Origin of the sequence: Prevotella sp. DNF00663 (assembly GCF_001553265.1) — a bacterium.
Taxonomy (GTDB): domain Bacteria; phylum Bacteroidota; class Bacteroidia; order Bacteroidales; family Bacteroidaceae; genus Prevotella.
In genome coordinates, this window is sequence record NZ_KQ960645.1 from 1 (window position 1) to 15,092 (window position 15,092).

Here is a 15,092-nt window from a genome sequence, read left to right on the forward strand (position 1 = left end):
AGGGGGTATCAATTTTGACACACCCTCTTTTCTAATATGATGCTGTACAGGGGATTCTGGCAGCAATGACGCGGTCGCGGATGGTATCCAATTCCTCGCGAGTGGCCTTTTGGAGATGTGTGTCGGGTGTTTCACGGTCGATAGTGTATACCATGACCTCGCTCGGAGCTATCTCTTTGACAGCTTCAAGCCATGGGGCAATGTAGTATTCCGATGTGTTGTCGACACTCTCACCGGCGTTGTTACAACCCTTCATAAACATGGTTTGGATGATGACGTGGCCGTTGAAGCTTTTTAGTTGGTCGATGATACGTTCCACGTTGTAGTTCGGACTGAGTGGGCGGTCTACCTTTTTGATGTATTCCGAGTCGACGGTATCCAGCTTTTGAATATTGTTGTCTACCTTCATGAGTGCCTCGTGTACGGCTTTCTGTTTAAGAAAGGTGGCGTTGCTAAGCACACTTACCTTTGCATCGGGACAATATTGGTTACGCAGACAGATGGTGTCGTCGATGATTTCGGGGAAATGCGGATTGCTCGTAGGCTCTCCATTGCCTGCAAATGTCAATACGTTGGGGTGTTCACCGGCTTCGTGCATCTTTTTAAGTTGTGCCTCAAGCTTTTTGGCTACAAGTTCGCGAGTAGGGAAAGGAGACTGTGTGCGATGGTCGGCATTAAATCCGCATTCGCAATAGATGCAGTCAAAAGTACATGCTTTGCCGTCGCCCGGTAGCAAGTTGATGCCTAGGGACAATCCTAATCGGCGACTATGTACCGGTCCGAAAATCGGTGATGGATATATTATCGTACTCATAATGTCTGTATAAAGTTGGTTTACAAAGGTAATGAAAGCGATTGCAAAGAGAGTTTACTCTCAATTTGCCGAACGTATCTTACCTTCTACAAAGGTAATGAAAATCCTGTTATGGTGGCATTTGTGCCCGATTTTATGTTCTGAAGTAATGATGCTACGTAAGAATTAGCATATTTTATACTTATTACCATCTTATGATAATTATATGATGGTAATTGGAAAAAGATGATTATCTTTGCATTAACAAGCTTATTTCTATTATGATAGCAAATCCTTTTATATTGCATGGTTATGTATCTGACGATTTGTTCTGCGATCGAGTGGCGGAAACCGGTATCATACGCGAGCATCTAGAGAATGGTCGCAATGTGGCATTGATGGCTCAGCGACGTATGGGAAAGACCGGTCTTATCTCCCATTTCTTTCATCAGAAGGATATACAGCAATGCTATTATACTTTTTTGGTAGATATATATGCGACGAAATCGTTGCAAGAGATGGTCAATGTGCTAGGTAAAGAAATACTCAGTGCATTGAAACCTTTTGGTAGAAAGGTATTAGAATTGTTTATGGATTGTCTTCGTTCGGTTCGTTCGGGTATATCGTTTGACCAATATGGTAATCCAACTTGGAATGTGGAGTTGGGGGACATACAGAATCCGGAAGTAACGCTTGATGAAATTTTTCGGTATTTGGAGATGGCTGATAAACCTTGTCTTGTTGCTATAGATGAGTTTCAAGCCATTTGTATGTATCCGGAAAAAAGTGTTGAGGCCTTGTTACGAATTAAGATACAACGATGCCATAATGCCTATTTTGTATTCTCTGGGTCTCAACGTACCATGATGACTGAGATGTTTTTGAGCCATAGTCGTCCGTTTTATCAAAGTACGGCGTTGCAGCATATTGGTGCTATAGACTTGAGTGTATATACAGAATTTGCTATTCGTTTGTTTAAAGAGGGCAGTCGAGTACTTTATGCTGATGTTGTGGAAGAAATATACAGTATGTTTGATGGTGTTACATGGTATCTACAGCGTATACTCAACAAGTTATATGTGCTGACAACGGAAGGAGGAGAATGTAAGAAGGAACTTGTCCCTGTGGCTATTACCCGCATCCTTGATGAGAGTGCATTTGCTTATGAGGCTTTGTTATATCAGTTGCCGGCCAAACAGAAAGAATTGTTTCGTGCCATTTGCAAAGAGGGCAAGGCTCGGAATCTGATGTCGGAAGAATTTATTCGTAGACATAGGCTGGCATCGGCTAGTTCGATACAGTCTGCTATCAAAGGATTGTTGGATAAGGATTTCATAACACGTCATGATGATTACTATGAGAGTTACGACTTCTTTTTCCGTTTATGGTTATTAAGACAATAAGTTTATAGGGAAGCCCATACCTTATTTTATTATACGTGCAAGGTCATTGTATTGTTGTAGGTATATGGGATGGGATGAGAGGTGGGGCGTTTGGTTATTTCGTCTTTTCTTAGTACCTTTGCAGACGCAAATGGATATGAATCTTGGGAAGCACGTTTGGTCTGAGCTTCATGTCTTCATCAATGAAAGAGATGCGTGTTAGGAAATATCAAGAAGTGATATGTATACTTGATGTATCGCTAGATAGAGATGCGCACTCTTGCTTTTTTTACTTATAAAATATTAAAATGGTACAGCATCTTCAGCAGACAATAGGACGACATGTGTTCATGCCGATACAACAATTTATGCAAAAGGAGCGTTCTAGCAGCATCGTCTTAGGTCTCTCAGTCGTCATAGCTTTGCTATTGGCAAATTCTCCTTGGCGCGAAGATTATTTTGCTTTCTTTGAACAGCATTTCGGTTTTATATGGAATGGTAAACCCTATCTGAATTTCAGTTTGGAACATTGGGTGAATGACGGACTTATGTCTATCTTCTTCTTCGTTATCGGATTGGAGTTGAAACGAGAGTTTATCGGTGGCGAACTACGCCATTTAAGTAAGGTAGTGTTACCTGTTGGAGCGGCTATTTTCGGCATGTTGGTACCTTCGCTCATCTATTTGGCATTCAATGCCGGTACGCCTGTGGCTCATGGATGGGGAATCCCTATGGCTACCGACATCGCTTTTGCACTGGCCATACTTTATCTGTTGGGTAACAGAGTGCCTCTTTCGGCAAAGATATTCCTCACGACATTGGCTATTGTTGATGACTTAGGGTCGGTATTAGTGATAGCGTTGTTCTATACGTCCAATATTTCGTTGATGAGTATTGGTGTCGGTATGCTCTTCTTGTTGCTGATGTTTGTGGGCAATAAGTTGGGTGTGAAGAACGTATGGTTTTATGGTATCATAGCCGTTGGTGGTGTATGGGTATGCTTTTTGATGTCGGGAGTGCACGCTACTATCTCGGCTGTGCTGTCTGCCTTTATGATTCCAGCCGACTCTTCTATCCCTGAAGCCGCATTCATTGCTCGTTTGAAGCAACGGATGAAGGATTTTGAGGCTGCCGAGTCTAATGATGTGATGACACTGGAAGAGGAACAAGTGGAGATTATCTCGGATGTAAAAAGAGATACGCGGAGCGCTATCCCACCGCTCCAACGACTAGAACACAGTATCCAACCGTTTGTTTCGTTCGTCATCATGCCTATATTTGCTCTTGCCAATGCCGGTGTCTCGTTTGTAGATATGGATGCTTCAATGATATTTGAGAACCATGTGGCTATCGGAGTGATGCTTGGCTTGCTATTGGGTAAACCAATAGGTATCTTATTGTCGGTATGGTTGCTTACCAAACTTAAGATAGGACGCCGCGATAAGGCTATGTCTTGGCGAGTGTTGACGGGACTAGGCTTCCTCGCTTCCATTGGTTTCACGATGTCAATGTTTGTTTCTGTGCTCGCTTTTACCGAGTCCGGAAGCATTGTTTTGGCCAAGTTGGGTATTTTTGCAGCGTCGATCGTGGGCGGAATTGTGGGCTATTTGCTGTTGCGTAAAGCTTGATGCCGATAGGGCGGAGCCATTATGGTCATGCCGGAAGGGTAATACGGGTGTTAATGCACGTTAATCACTCGTTTTATCAGTGTTTTTTTTGTTACTTTGCAACGATTTTGGTGTAATATACCTTGTACAGAATGGGAAAGAAAAAGAACGGTACCCGTAATCCTCGTGGATTGCAGGTTGTTACTCTTTGTATCAGCACTGCGTTGGTACTTATATTATTAGGAATGGTCGTATTCTCTGTCTTGACAGCGAAGAATCTGTCTAACTACGTCAAAGAAAACCTAATGGTGACGATGATGTTGCAAGACGACATGACCAATCCCGAAGCAAAACAACTATGTCAATCGCTTCAAAACCGTCCTTATATCAATACTGTCCACTTTATTAGTAAGGAAGAAGCGTTGAAAGAGCAGACGCTAGCCATGGGGACAGACCCATCTGAGTTTATCGGGGGGAATCCTTTCTTGGCCTCGATAGAAGTTCGGCTCAAGGCCGATTACGCCAATAGCGACTCTTTGAAATGGATAACGAAGGAGTTGAAACGTAATTCTAAGGTGAGCGATATTACTTACCAACAAGATTTGATGGATAGTGTGAACACCCATTTGAGGCGTATCAGTATCGTATTGTTGGTGCTGGCGGCTCTCTTGACATTCGTTTCTTTTTCGTTGATCAGCAACACTGTCCGTCTTAGTATTTATGCACGGCGCTTCTCTATACACACGATGAAACTCGTAGGAGCATCGTGGAGCTTCATTCGTAAGCCGTTTATCAAGCGCAATGTCGTCATAGGAGTTGTTGCAGCATTGCTGGCCGATGTGGTATTGGGAGGTATGTTGTTTGCTCTCTATGCCTATGAGCCGGGTATGTTGACCGTTGTCACATGGCAGGTAATGGCCATTACGGGTGCATCTGTATTCCTCTTTGGAATCATTATTACGGCCATTTGCGCCAATATATCTGTCAACAAGTTCCTCCGAATGAAAGCCGGAGACTTATATAAGATTTAATTTTGAACATCAATCAGGGATTATCATGGATAAAAGAAATCTGGCTTTTGGAAAAAGCAACTTCGTGTTATTGGCTATAGGCGTATTAGTTGTCATCATTGGCTTTATCATGATGAGTGGCGGAAGTTCTACGGAGAATATGTACGATCCTTCTATTTTCAACGCTCAGCGTATCAAAGTAGCACCTGTCGTATGCTTGATAGGCTTCCTATCTATTATTTATGCCATTTTGCACAAGTCTAAAGATTCTAACGATAACATCGACTCATGACCATTATACAGACAATCATCCTTGCCATTGTAGAAGGATTGACCGAGTTTTTGCCCGTATCTTCTACGGGCCACATGATTATTACGCAAGGCTTATTGGGCATTGAGAGTACTCCATTTGTTAAGGCTTTCACCATTATTATACAGTTTGGTGCCATCCTTTCGGTGGTATGTCTCTATTGGAATCGCTTTTTCCGTTTAGATCATAGCCCTGCTGCGGCTGGTAGTACGCCGTTACAGAAGTTCTTGCATAAGTGGGATTTCTATTGGAAACTGCTCGTTGCTTTTGTTCCTGCGGTAGTTATCGGACTTATCGGCAAGAAGACCGGGCTGATAGATCGCTTCCTAGAGAGTGTGGAAGTAGTGGCTATCATGCTTGTTGTAGGTGGTATATTCATGCTGTTCTGCGACCGAATCTTCAATCAAGGGAGTGAAGAGAATCAGATAACAGAAAAGCGTGCATTCAATATAGGTTTGTTCCAGTGTATCGCCATGATTCCCGGAGTCTCTCGTTCGATGGCAACCATCGTCGGAGGTATGGCTCAGAAGCTCACTCGTAGGGCTGCGGCCGAGTTCTCTTTCTTCTTGGCTGTGCCTACAATGGCTGCTGCTACGGTGCTTGATGTATACGAATTGTTCTTCTCTTCAGATGCAGCGACAGCCGGATGGGCCACTACCGACAATCTAATGATGCTTGGGCTGGGCAGTGTGGTAGCCTTTGTTGTGGCACTTTTGGCCATGAAGTGGTTTGTTGCTTTCCTCACTAAATATGGATTTAGAGCCTTCGGTATCTATCGAATCATCGTCGGTGGCTTCATCTTGTTTTGGTTGTTGAGTGGTCACTCTTTAGCAATGGTGGGCTAATGAACTTCAAAACAGGAGAGATTTTCGGTATTGATAAACCGTATGGGAAGTCTAGCTTTGGTGCTTTGGCGCACGTCCGATATGTGCTAAGCAAGCATGTAGGCTATAAAGTGAAGATTGGTCATGCGGGTACACTCGACCCTTTGGCCACGGGAGTGTTGATACTTTGCACGGGCAAATGTACCAAGCAGATAGAGCAACTACAAAGTCATACCAAGGAATACACGGCAACATTACAGCTTGGAGCGACTACGGTGAGTTATGATATGGAGCATCCTGTGAACGAAACGTTCCCGACCGAGCATATCACTCGCGAACTTATAGAGCAGAAACTCGCCGGTTTTGTGGGCGATATTCAGCAAGTACCGCCTACCTATAGTGCTTGTAAGGTCAATGGTGACCGCGCTTATGCACTTCGTAGAGCTGGTGAGGAGGTGCGGTTGCAACCTAAAAATGTGCATATCGACGAGATTATGCTGACCGATTTCGACCCCATTAAGATGCAAGTAAGCATTCGGGTGGTCTGTGGTAAAGGTACTTATATCCGTGCTTTGGCTCGCGATTTAGGCAGGGCATTGCAGAGTGGAGCTTATCTGACGGCTCTTCGCCGCACTCGTGTAGGCGAGATAAAAGCAGAAGACTGTATCGATTTCGACCATATACAAGAGTGGATCGAACAACAAGAAATAGAAAAGTAAAGGTGGAAATATAATGAAACTATCGCAATTCAAATTTGATTTAGCCAAGGAGCAAGTCGCTCTCTATCCTCATAGCATCGTGCATGAGTTCACTAACGACAAAGGTGAGAAGAATTCTTTCACTGTTACGCGCCGTGACGAAGCCCGCCTGATGGTGCTTCATCGCAAGTCTGAAAAGATAGATATGTATCAAACGGACGAAAAGGGCGAACCGCTGAAAGATAAAAACGGTAATCCTGTGTATCTGGAATTCCGTAATATCCTCGACTATTTTGATGAGGGCGACACCTTTATCCTTAATGATACCAAGGTGTTCCCGGCTCGTCTTTATGGTACTAAAGAAAAGACCGATGCGAAAATCGAGGTATTCTTGCTGCGCGAATTGAACGAAGAGATGCGTCTTTGGGATGTGTTGGTAGAGCCGGCACGCAAGATTCGTATTGGCAATAAGCTCTTCTTCGACGAGAGCGGTACGATGGTGGCCGAGGTCATCGACAATACTACGAGCCGTGGTCGTACGCTTCGATTCCTCTACGACTGCCCTCACGACGAGTTCAAGAGAGAGTTGTTTGCATTGGGTGAGGCTCCATTGCCCCGTTATATCATTGATAATCGTGAGAGCCAAACCGCTACGGCTGAGGATTTAGACGACTTCCAGTGCGTATTTGCACAGAACGAAGGAGCCGTTACGGCTCCGGCTACCGGTTTACACTTTAGTCGTGAATTGATGAAGCGTATGGAGATACGCGGTATCAATACTGCTTATATCACGCTACATTGCGGTCTTGGCAACTTCAATTCTATTGAAGTAGAAGACTTGACCAAACATAAGATGGAATCGGAGCAGATGATTGTAGGTGCCGAGGCTTGCAAAATCGTGAACGAGACCAAGCAATCAGGCCATCGTGTATGTGCTGTCGGTACCAGCATTGTGAAAGCTACGGAGACAGCTGTGGGCACCGATGGTATGCTGAAGGAATATGATGGATGGACCAATAAGTTTATCTTCCCTCCTTATGATTTCGGATTGTCCGACTGTATGGTAGCCAATTTCTATCATCCTTATTCTACATTGCTCATGTCTACGGCTGCTTTTGGTGGTTACGACTTGGTGATGGAGGCTTATAACTTGGCTTCTAAAAATGGTTATAAGTTCGGTTGCTTTGGCGACTCTTTACTCATTCTCGACGATTGATGCACAAGGTCTATCTGTCGTTGGGGGCTAATATCGGCAATCGAAAACGTATGATGCACGATGCTATAGTCCTCTTGGAAGAGAGGGTAGGGACTGTTTTGCGCAGTTCCTCCCTTCTTGAAACAGAGCCTTGGGGGTTCTCTTCTCCCAATAAGTTTATCAACATGTGTGTCTGTATAGACACTCCGCTGTCTCCACGACAATTGTTGAGGGTGACACAGCAGATAGAACGCGACCTTGGGAGGATGGAGAAGACCGATGGTGACAACTATACTGACCGCATCATTGATATAGACATTCTGCTATACGACCAACTTCACGTTGACGAATCCGATTTGAAGATTCCTCATCCATTAATGGAACAGCGTGAGTTTGTGATGATTCCGCTTCGTGAAATCCTCGAAGATTAATCCTAATAGCTTCCTATTATTCCATGAAAAGAATATCTTTCCTTTTTCTATTTTTCCTTTTTTCCCTCGTTTCTATGAGTCAAACAGCTATTTTGATGGTTCACTATGGGACTAATAACGATGCCCGTAGAACTAAGACATTGGATGCTATCAATGCTTTGGTGCACCAAAATACAGGCTTGGAAGTGCGCGAAACCTATTCTTCGAAGATGGTTATAGCTGCTTTGAAGAAGCGGAATATCCAAAAATACACTATTGCCGAGGCGCTTGAAGCACTGCATCGTGATGGCTATCGTCAGGTTGTGGTGCAGCCAACCCATTTGCTTGACGGCATCATGACCGGTATTATGAACGAGGCTATAGCCCCTCTTCGTCACAAGTTTGATACGATTAAGGTGGGAAGTCCGCTTTTTAGCAGCGTCGAAACATGTCAAAAGATGGTCGATGTGCTTACTCGCTCGATACCGGTATCGGCAGATAGCGAAGTGTTCTATGTGGGGCATGGTACCCAAAGTATGGCGAATGCCGTTTACAGTATGCTCGATTATATGTTCAGAGAACAGGGTGAGGGCAATCGCCATGTGGTGACTATCGAGGGGTATCCCGGTTTCGATAGTTTAAAGAAGATTCTCCAAACTTCCGGCCATCAGCATGTTGTCCTTGTACCGTTGCTCTATATCGCCGGTAACCATAAGGCCGAAGACCTCGATGGAGAGTGGAAAGAAGAGTTAGAACGAGCCGGTTACCAAGTCGAAGTGGTACAACATGGACTCGGTGAATTGCCAGAAGTGCAGCAATACCTTGTCGGTCAAATCCGGCAATTAATCCAATAATAGTAAAAAATAATCCCTGCCATCTCTCAAGATAGGCAGGGATTTTTCTTTAGCAAATTGTGCTTGAACTTTCAGATTATTTACGTAATCCAAGAGCTTTGATGATAGCACGGTAGCGCTCAATGTCTCTGTCGTAGAGATAGTCGAGCAATGCACGACGCTTTCCTACCAATTGTGTCAATGCACGTGTGGTAGTATGATCTTTACGGTTTTTCTTTACGTGCTCCGTCAAGTGGGCAATACGGAACGAGAACAATGCTATCTGGCTCTCAGCAGAACCAGTATCAGAGTTAGACTTTCCGTACTTACCAAAGATCTCTTCTTTCTTTGCTTTGTCTAAATACATAGCTTTTTGTTAATATTGATGTTATTTTATAGATGCCTTCACCTGCCTAGATAGATAAAAGCGGTGCAAAGGTACAATATTTTTTAGGCAAATCCTAGAGAAATCGTATTATTTTTCTCATTCCCTGTGTTTTTCTTGTGTTTGTTCGTGTGTACTTTGGAGGCTTTACTATACCTTATTATATATATAGGGCATCATCTCTCAATTTGCTAACATGAATATCTTTATTTTGTATAGGTAATATATTTGTTTATTTAGCTCATTTTTGGGTTTTATTTCTTAATATTTTCTTTTAGTACGACTAAATAAAAATATTATATCAAAAATATTCTATTATTTGATTATTTTTATATAACTTTACCGCGATTATCATGATTGATGCACGAATTATAGCAAATCTTGTTGTGAGAAATATATAGAAAACCGATAGAAACCAAAAACCATATTAATATTTTTGAATTATGACAACTAACTACAGAAAAGTATTATTGGGAGGAGCTATCCTTGCTTTGGGTAGTTCACCGTGCCTCGCGGCAGCTTCCAGCAATTCGGCTGAAGTTTTAGCAGTTCAGCAACAGTCGTCGAAAGTGACTGGTACCGTGTCTGATGATTTCGGTCCTATTATCGGAGCTTCGGTTGTTGTGAAGGGACAGACCATGGGGACTGTGACCGATATTGACGGACGTTTCACGCTTAATGCCAAGAAAGGACAAACCTTGGTGATTACTTATGTAGGCTTCGATAAGAAGGAAGTCGTATATAATGGTGAAGCTAGTCTGAACATCAAGATGACCGAAAGCTCACAGCTCATCTCTGAGGTGGTCGTAACAGGTTATGGTGGAAAGACTCGTCGTGCTAAGTTGACCAACTCTATCAGCAAGGTAAAGGAAGACGCTTTCAATGTGGGTGTATATTCTAACCCGGCTCAGGCGCTCGCGGGTGCTGTTGCCGGTTTGCGTGTCACCAGTACTTCCGGTAATCCGGGTTCTACTCCTAATATCGTTCTTCGTGGTGGTACCAACCTCAACGGTACTGGTTCTCCTCTAGTGATGGTCGATGGCCAGTTGCGCGAAAGTTTAAGCGACATCAACCCTGAGGATATCGAGTCTATGGAAATTTTGAAAGATGCCGGTGCTACGGCTCTTTATGGTGCTCGTGCCAACAATGGTGTAATCCTTGTTACCACAAAAACCGGTAAGAGTGGGCATCGTGAAATCAACTTAAAAGCTAAGGTGGGATGGAACTATGTGAACAATCCCTATGAATTCCTCGGTGCCAAAGATTATATTACTTACCAGCGTCTAGCTTATGCTAACTCTGATTGGGCTAGTAAAGCGGCTTTAGGTAACAAAACTCCGTTTGGTACAGGTAATAAATATGGTACCGGTATGGTTTGGAATATTCTACCATTGACCGATGCGAACAAAGGTTTGCTCGACAAGGGATGGAAGAGTATGGAAGATCCTGTCAATCCCGGTCAGACTCTTATCTATCGCGAGACCGATATAGCTAAGTACAGTTTCAACAATCCGGCTATGACACAGGATTATAATGCCAGCATGTCGGGTGGTAACGAGCGTGGTACTTACTATGCAGGTTTGGGTTACAATAAGTCTGAGGGCCTCCCCATAAAGTCGTTCTACGAGCGCTACAACTTCACTTTCAACGGTAGTTATAAGGTTACCGATTGGTTGAAGTCTAGTTCAAATTTCAGCTACAACCGTGCCAACTGGCAGAGTATGCCGGGTTCGCAGACTAGCGAAGCCAACTACTTCGGTCGTATCCAGTCGTTGCCTCCTACGGTTCGTTATGACGATGAAGATGGAAACATGTTGCTTGGTCCGAACTCTGGCGATGGCAACCAGTCTTACCAGCCCGATAAATGGGTTGTTGATAATCAGAGCGACAAGTTTACGATGATTCAGAGCTTCGATGCTGAACTTATTCCTAACTTGATGTTGCATGCTTCCGGACAATGGTACTACGATGAAGAACTTGACGGCAAATTTTCTAAAGATTTTGAAACCAATCCCGGCAAGTTCAATCGTACCCGCTCTACGTCTGAATATTTCAATCGTACATTCTCTCAAACTTATAATGCCACCATCAGTTATAATACTACGTTCTTGAAAGACCATACGATAGATGGATTGTTGGGTACTGAGTATTACGATAGATATACCAAACGTTTTAGTGCTGCAGGTAGTGGCGCTCCAACCGATGACTTCGCAGATTTGGGCTTGACCAGCTCTAAAGAGAATAAGCGTGATATAGATTCTTTCCATGAGAGATACCGTATCCTGTCTTATTTTGGTCGTGTCAACTACGACTATCAAGACAAGTATCTACTCTCCGGAGTATTCCGTTACGATGGTTACTCATCATTGTTAGGCAACAATCGTTGGGGCTTCTTCCCCGGTGTGTCTGCCGGATGGGTAGCTACGAAAGAGCAGTTTGTGAAAGATGCACTCCCGTTCCTGTCATATGGTAAGTTGCGTACTAGCTATGGTGTCAACGGTAATGCTTCGGGTATCGGTGCTTATACATTGCAAGGTAGATATGGTACAACCACTTATAATGGTAATACTGGCTTCTTGATAGGTACATTACCTAACCCCGGACTTCGTTGGGAAAAGAGCCATACCTTTGAAGTTGCAGTAGACTTAGGCTTCTTGAACAACCGCTTGACAGCTAACTTCACCTATTACAACCGTTTGACGCAGGATAAGTATGCTCAATTGACACTTCCTTCTACCACCGGTTTCTCTGGTATTACCAACAACAATGGTAAATTCCGCAACCGTGGTATCGAAATGGAGTTTGGTGCTCAAATCTTGAAAACCAAGGATATGAGCTGGAATGCTAATCTTAACATCGCTTATAACATCAATAAGATTGTTGCGCTTCCTTACAACAAACTGGAGCGTAATCGCCAAGGTGGACAGGAAATCTACACCGGACGTAAAGTTAAGAACGCTGCAGGACAAGAAGTTGATGAGACCATCTTTGTAGGTGGATACCAAGAAGGCCAAGAGCCCGGCTTGCTTGTAGGCTATCAGGCAGAAGGTATCTATAAGAGCTACGACGAGATTCCCGGTAATTTGGTAGTGAAATCAGGTAACGCCAATGGTAAATATATGTATGGTCCGGCAGCATGGGCAGCTCTCTCTGATAAACAGAAAGCAAATGCACTGCGTATCCAGCCGGGTGACGTGAAGTGGAAAGACATCAATGGCGACGGCATCATCGACAATCTCGACCAAGTGAAACTAGGTCATACCATGCCTCATTGGACTGGTGGTTTCAACTCTACTTTCAAGTATAAAGGCTTCACACTGTACACTCGTCTCGACTTCGCTCTTGATTTCAAGACTTACGATGGTACTACTCCTTGGTTCTTGGGTAATATGCAAGGTACCTATAATGCTACTACCGACGTATTCAATACATGGTCTGAGAGCAATCCTAACGCCAAGTATCCTCGTTATGTATGGGCCGACCAACTTGGTACCGGTAACTACAACCGTACTTCAAGCCTGTTTACCTACAATGGTAGCTATTTGGCTTTCCGCGAGATTTCGCTCGCTTATACCCTGCCAAAGGCTTGGGTAAGCAAACTCGCCATGAAGAATCTGGAAGTTTCTATTACCGGTCAGAACCTTGGTTATATCAAGTCTGCACCTATCGCAACACCTGAATACTCTCACGGTGGTGGCGCTTACTCCGGTATGGGATATGGATTGCCACGTACAATCATCTTGGGTGTGAACGCAACATTTTAATTGACACATAAGAATTAAAGACATGAAAGCAAAATATATTTTATCAACCATCATGGTTGGAACGACTTTGGGGCTCACGTCTTGTGCTGATAAACTCGACTTGGCACCAATTGATTACTATGGTAGTACATCGTATTGGAAGAATGATTCGCAAGCCGAAGCTTATATAGATGGTCTGCATAGCAATATGCGTAGCGCAGAGTGGACTCATAATATGGTGTTTGGCGATTTGCGTGGTGGTCAATATAAGGTAGGAACCACTGCCGATGGCTCTTCTACCGATGGTGGAGATATTGCTTCACAGAACTTTGATGCCGAGCATCCTGGTGTATCTAAATTTGGTAACTATTTCGGTTATATTGCTAACTGTAACCTAGCCATTGCTAGAATTGAGGCTGCCGACTATTTGGCCGATGCTGATAAGAAGTATTTCTTGGGTATAGCCTATGGCTTGAGAGCATTCTATTACTTCGATCTCTATCGCGTATATGGCGGTGTACCATTGCGTCTTGGTACAGAGGTAATTGATGGGCAGATTAATCCAGCAGAACTTTATATGCCTCGTGCCAAAGCTTCTGAAGTGATGGCTCAAATCAAAGCCGACTTGAAAAAGTCGCTGGAGAATTTCGGAGATAATGCAAAATTTGACCCGTATGGCCGCGGAAATAAGAAAGGTTATTGGTCGAAAGCTGCCACAGAGTGTTTGGCTGGTGAAGTGTACTTGTGGAATGCTAAGGTAAGCATCGGTGATAACAAGGCCAATACGGCCGATTTGGCTGTGGCTAAGGCTCATCTTGAAAGCGTGGCCAAGAATTACGGTCTTTCTTTACGACCTACTTTTGCCAGTGTATTTGATGCAGCCAATGGCAAGGGGAACAGCGAAATAGTCTTTGCTATACGCTATGCTGAAGGTGAAGCTACTAATTATTATCGCCAATATGTGTACAACATCGGTACCGGACAGTTGAATAAGAACGTGTATTTGGAAGATGGTACACTCTTCGACGACCCATTACAGATGGCAGGTGCAGGTGGTATTCAGCGCTATGAGTACAAAGAGGCGTTGTTCAATAAGTTTGATAAGGAAGATTCTCGCCGCTTGGCAACTTTCCTACCTACTTATAAGAAAGCTGCAGATAACTCTCTTACTTACTGGGGAACAGTGGTAAGAAAGAATATCGGTATTATCAATTCTGCCGGACTGCGTGTGTTCTGTGGCGATATACCTTACTATCGACTGTCGTGGGTTTACCTCTCTTTGGCCGAAATTGCAAATATGCAAGACGACAAGGCTGCTGTAGAGAAGTATATCAACGATGTTCGCGAGCGTGCTTATGGTAAAAACTGGGCCGATAAGTTTAAGTTTGTTGCTGGCGACTTTACCAAGAACGAGTTGGCCATCTTAGCTGAAAAGGATAAAGAGTTTGTACAGGAAGGCCAGCGTTGGTGGGATTTGTGTCGTATGACCTACACCAAGAATGGTAAGCATCTCGTCTTCATGAAAGAGGGAAGTGTGGATGGTACCTCTCCTGTTTTGGAGGAATCGGAATCTCACAAGCTCTTGTGGCCGATTGATAAGAATACTCTTAACAACGACGATGCTTTGGAACAGACTCCGGGGTATACCAAATAACCGCACGGAAAGCTAAATATTAGAGACATAGGGTTGGGGAACATTTGTTCCTCGACCCTATTTTTTGTAGTGGGGGGAGATAGGGGGAGTCCACATTTTTCATAACATCATGGTGTATATTCCGTTCTTTTCAAACTTCTATCTTGTCCGAAGGACAGCCCTCTCAATAGCCGTAATCCTTTAGGCTTATGGGAAATGCGTAAGAGATTTGAGTCTGAAAGACTCCCCCTTGCCGTGTTATAATCTAT

At 43.8% G+C, this 15,092-nt stretch carries 13 protein-coding genes; 11 read left to right on the forward strand and 2 right to left on the reverse strand.

The genetic code is table 11. The annotated features are described in order from the left end of the window. Nucleotides 1-31: 31 nt before the first annotated feature. Nucleotides 32-814, reverse strand: a complete 783-nt coding sequence (locus HMPREF3034_RS08625; protein ID WP_036900065.1) for a radical SAM protein — start codon at nt 812-814, stop codon at nt 32-34. Nucleotides 815-1,074: 260 nt separating this feature from the next. On the opposite strand from HMPREF3034_RS08625, the gene HMPREF3034_RS08630 reads away from it, so the two are divergent. The 9 genes from HMPREF3034_RS08630 (at nt 1,075) to HMPREF3034_RS08670 (ending at nt 9,083) form a co-directional block, all read left to right on the forward strand. Next, nucleotides 1,075-2,196 (forward strand): AAA family ATPase, encoded by a 1,122-nt coding sequence (locus tag HMPREF3034_RS08630; RefSeq protein WP_062434859.1) that lies wholly within the window; start codon nt 1,075-1,077, stop codon nt 2,194-2,196. A 287-nt stretch (nt 2,197-2,483) separates the two neighbouring features. Next, nucleotides 2,484-3,803 carry a Na+/H+ antiporter NhaA gene (nhaA, locus tag HMPREF3034_RS08635; protein WP_036900060.1) on the forward strand — a complete coding sequence of 440 codons (1,320 nt, stop codon included), beginning with the start codon at nt 2,484-2,486 and terminating at the stop codon, nt 3,801-3,803. 131 nt (nt 3,804-3,934) lie between these two features. Next, on the forward strand, nt 3,935-4,813 hold the full coding sequence (locus HMPREF3034_RS08640; protein WP_036900059.1) for a cell division protein FtsX: 879 nt from the start codon (nt 3,935-3,937) through the stop codon (nt 4,811-4,813). Between the two features lie 25 nt (nt 4,814-4,838). Then, nucleotides 4,839-5,084 (forward strand): DUF3098 domain-containing protein, encoded by a 246-nt coding sequence (locus HMPREF3034_RS08645; RefSeq protein WP_036900057.1) that lies wholly within the window; start codon nt 4,839-4,841, stop codon nt 5,082-5,084. Then, nucleotides 5,081-5,947: an undecaprenyl-diphosphate phosphatase gene (locus tag HMPREF3034_RS08650; RefSeq protein ID WP_036900054.1), complete on the forward strand. Its 867-nt coding sequence runs from the start codon at nt 5,081-5,083 to the stop codon at nt 5,945-5,947. Before HMPREF3034_RS08645 ends, HMPREF3034_RS08650 begins: the two co-directional genes overlap by 4 nt. Beyond that, on the forward strand, nt 5,947-6,645 hold the full coding sequence (gene truB / locus HMPREF3034_RS08655) for a tRNA pseudouridine(55) synthase TruB (RefSeq protein WP_036900051.1): 699 nt from the start codon (nt 5,947-5,949) through the stop codon (nt 6,643-6,645). The genes HMPREF3034_RS08650 and truB overlap by 1 nt, the downstream gene beginning before the upstream one ends. A 13-nt stretch (nt 6,646-6,658) precedes the next feature. Next, nucleotides 6,659-7,840, forward strand: coding sequence for a tRNA preQ1(34) S-adenosylmethionine ribosyltransferase-isomerase QueA (gene queA, locus HMPREF3034_RS08660; protein ID WP_036900049.1), 1,182 nt, complete (start codon nt 6,659-6,661; stop codon nt 7,838-7,840). Next, the gene (folK, locus tag HMPREF3034_RS08665; protein ID WP_036900046.1) at nt 7,840-8,250 is read left to right on the forward strand and encodes a 2-amino-4-hydroxy-6-hydroxymethyldihydropteridine diphosphokinase; all 411 of its coding nucleotides are present in this window, start codon (nt 7,840-7,842) and stop codon (nt 8,248-8,250) included. The genes queA and folK overlap by 1 nt, the downstream gene beginning before the upstream one ends. Before the next feature lie 74 nt (nt 8,251-8,324). Further along, complete coding sequence (locus HMPREF3034_RS08670) at nt 8,325-9,083, forward strand: sirohydrochlorin cobaltochelatase (RefSeq protein ID WP_036900073.1); 759 nt, start codon at nt 8,325-8,327, stop codon at nt 9,081-9,083. Nucleotides 9,084-9,159: 76 nt separating this feature from the next. Here the strand turns inward: HMPREF3034_RS08670 and rpsO are convergent, their stop codons facing one another. Beyond that, a complete protein-coding gene (gene rpsO, locus HMPREF3034_RS08675) occupies nt 9,160-9,429 on the reverse strand; it encodes a 30S ribosomal protein S15 (protein WP_036900044.1) in 270 nt (89 codons plus the stop codon). 461 nt (nt 9,430-9,890) lie between these two features. Between rpsO and HMPREF3034_RS08680 the strand changes: the two genes are divergently transcribed. Both HMPREF3034_RS08680 and HMPREF3034_RS08685 read left to right on the forward strand, forming a co-directional pair. After that, nucleotides 9,891-13,211 (forward strand): SusC/RagA family TonB-linked outer membrane protein, encoded by a 3,321-nt coding sequence (locus HMPREF3034_RS08680; protein ID WP_082721744.1) that lies wholly within the window; start codon nt 9,891-9,893, stop codon nt 13,209-13,211. A 13-nt stretch (nt 13,212-13,224) separates the two neighbouring features. Further along, complete coding sequence (locus HMPREF3034_RS08685) at nt 13,225-14,844, forward strand: RagB/SusD family nutrient uptake outer membrane protein (protein WP_036900041.1); 1,620 nt, start codon at nt 13,225-13,227, stop codon at nt 14,842-14,844. Nucleotides 14,845-15,092: the final 248 nt, after the last annotated feature.

Bases quoted from the DNA above. Each gene is read 5' to 3' on its own strand.
- HMPREF3034_RS08625 (WP_036900065.1), bottom strand. From the start codon at position 814: ATGAGTACGATAATATATCCATCACCGATTTTCGGACCGGTACATAGT.
- HMPREF3034_RS08630 (WP_062434859.1), top strand. From the start codon at position 1,075: ATGATAGCAAATCCTTTTATATTGCATGGTTATGTATCTGACGATTTG.
- nhaA (WP_036900060.1), top strand. From the start codon at position 2,484: ATGGTACAGCATCTTCAGCAGACAATAGGACGACATGTGTTCATGCCG.
- HMPREF3034_RS08640 (WP_036900059.1), top strand. From the start codon at position 3,935: ATGGGAAAGAAAAAGAACGGTACCCGTAATCCTCGTGGATTGCAGGTT.
- HMPREF3034_RS08645 (WP_036900057.1), top strand. From the start codon at position 4,839: ATGGATAAAAGAAATCTGGCTTTTGGAAAAAGCAACTTCGTGTTATTG.
- HMPREF3034_RS08650 (WP_036900054.1), top strand. From the start codon at position 5,081: ATGACCATTATACAGACAATCATCCTTGCCATTGTAGAAGGATTGACC.
- truB (WP_036900051.1), top strand. From the start codon at position 5,947: ATGAACTTCAAAACAGGAGAGATTTTCGGTATTGATAAACCGTATGGG.
- queA (WP_036900049.1), top strand. From the start codon at position 6,659: ATGAAACTATCGCAATTCAAATTTGATTTAGCCAAGGAGCAAGTCGCT.
- folK (WP_036900046.1), top strand. From the start codon at position 7,840: ATGCACAAGGTCTATCTGTCGTTGGGGGCTAATATCGGCAATCGAAAA.
- HMPREF3034_RS08670 (WP_036900073.1), top strand. From the start codon at position 8,325: ATGAGTCAAACAGCTATTTTGATGGTTCACTATGGGACTAATAACGAT.
- rpsO (WP_036900044.1), bottom strand. From the start codon at position 9,429: ATGTATTTAGACAAAGCAAAGAAAGAAGAGATCTTTGGTAAGTACGGA.
- HMPREF3034_RS08680 (WP_082721744.1), top strand. From the start codon at position 9,891: ATGACAACTAACTACAGAAAAGTATTATTGGGAGGAGCTATCCTTGCT.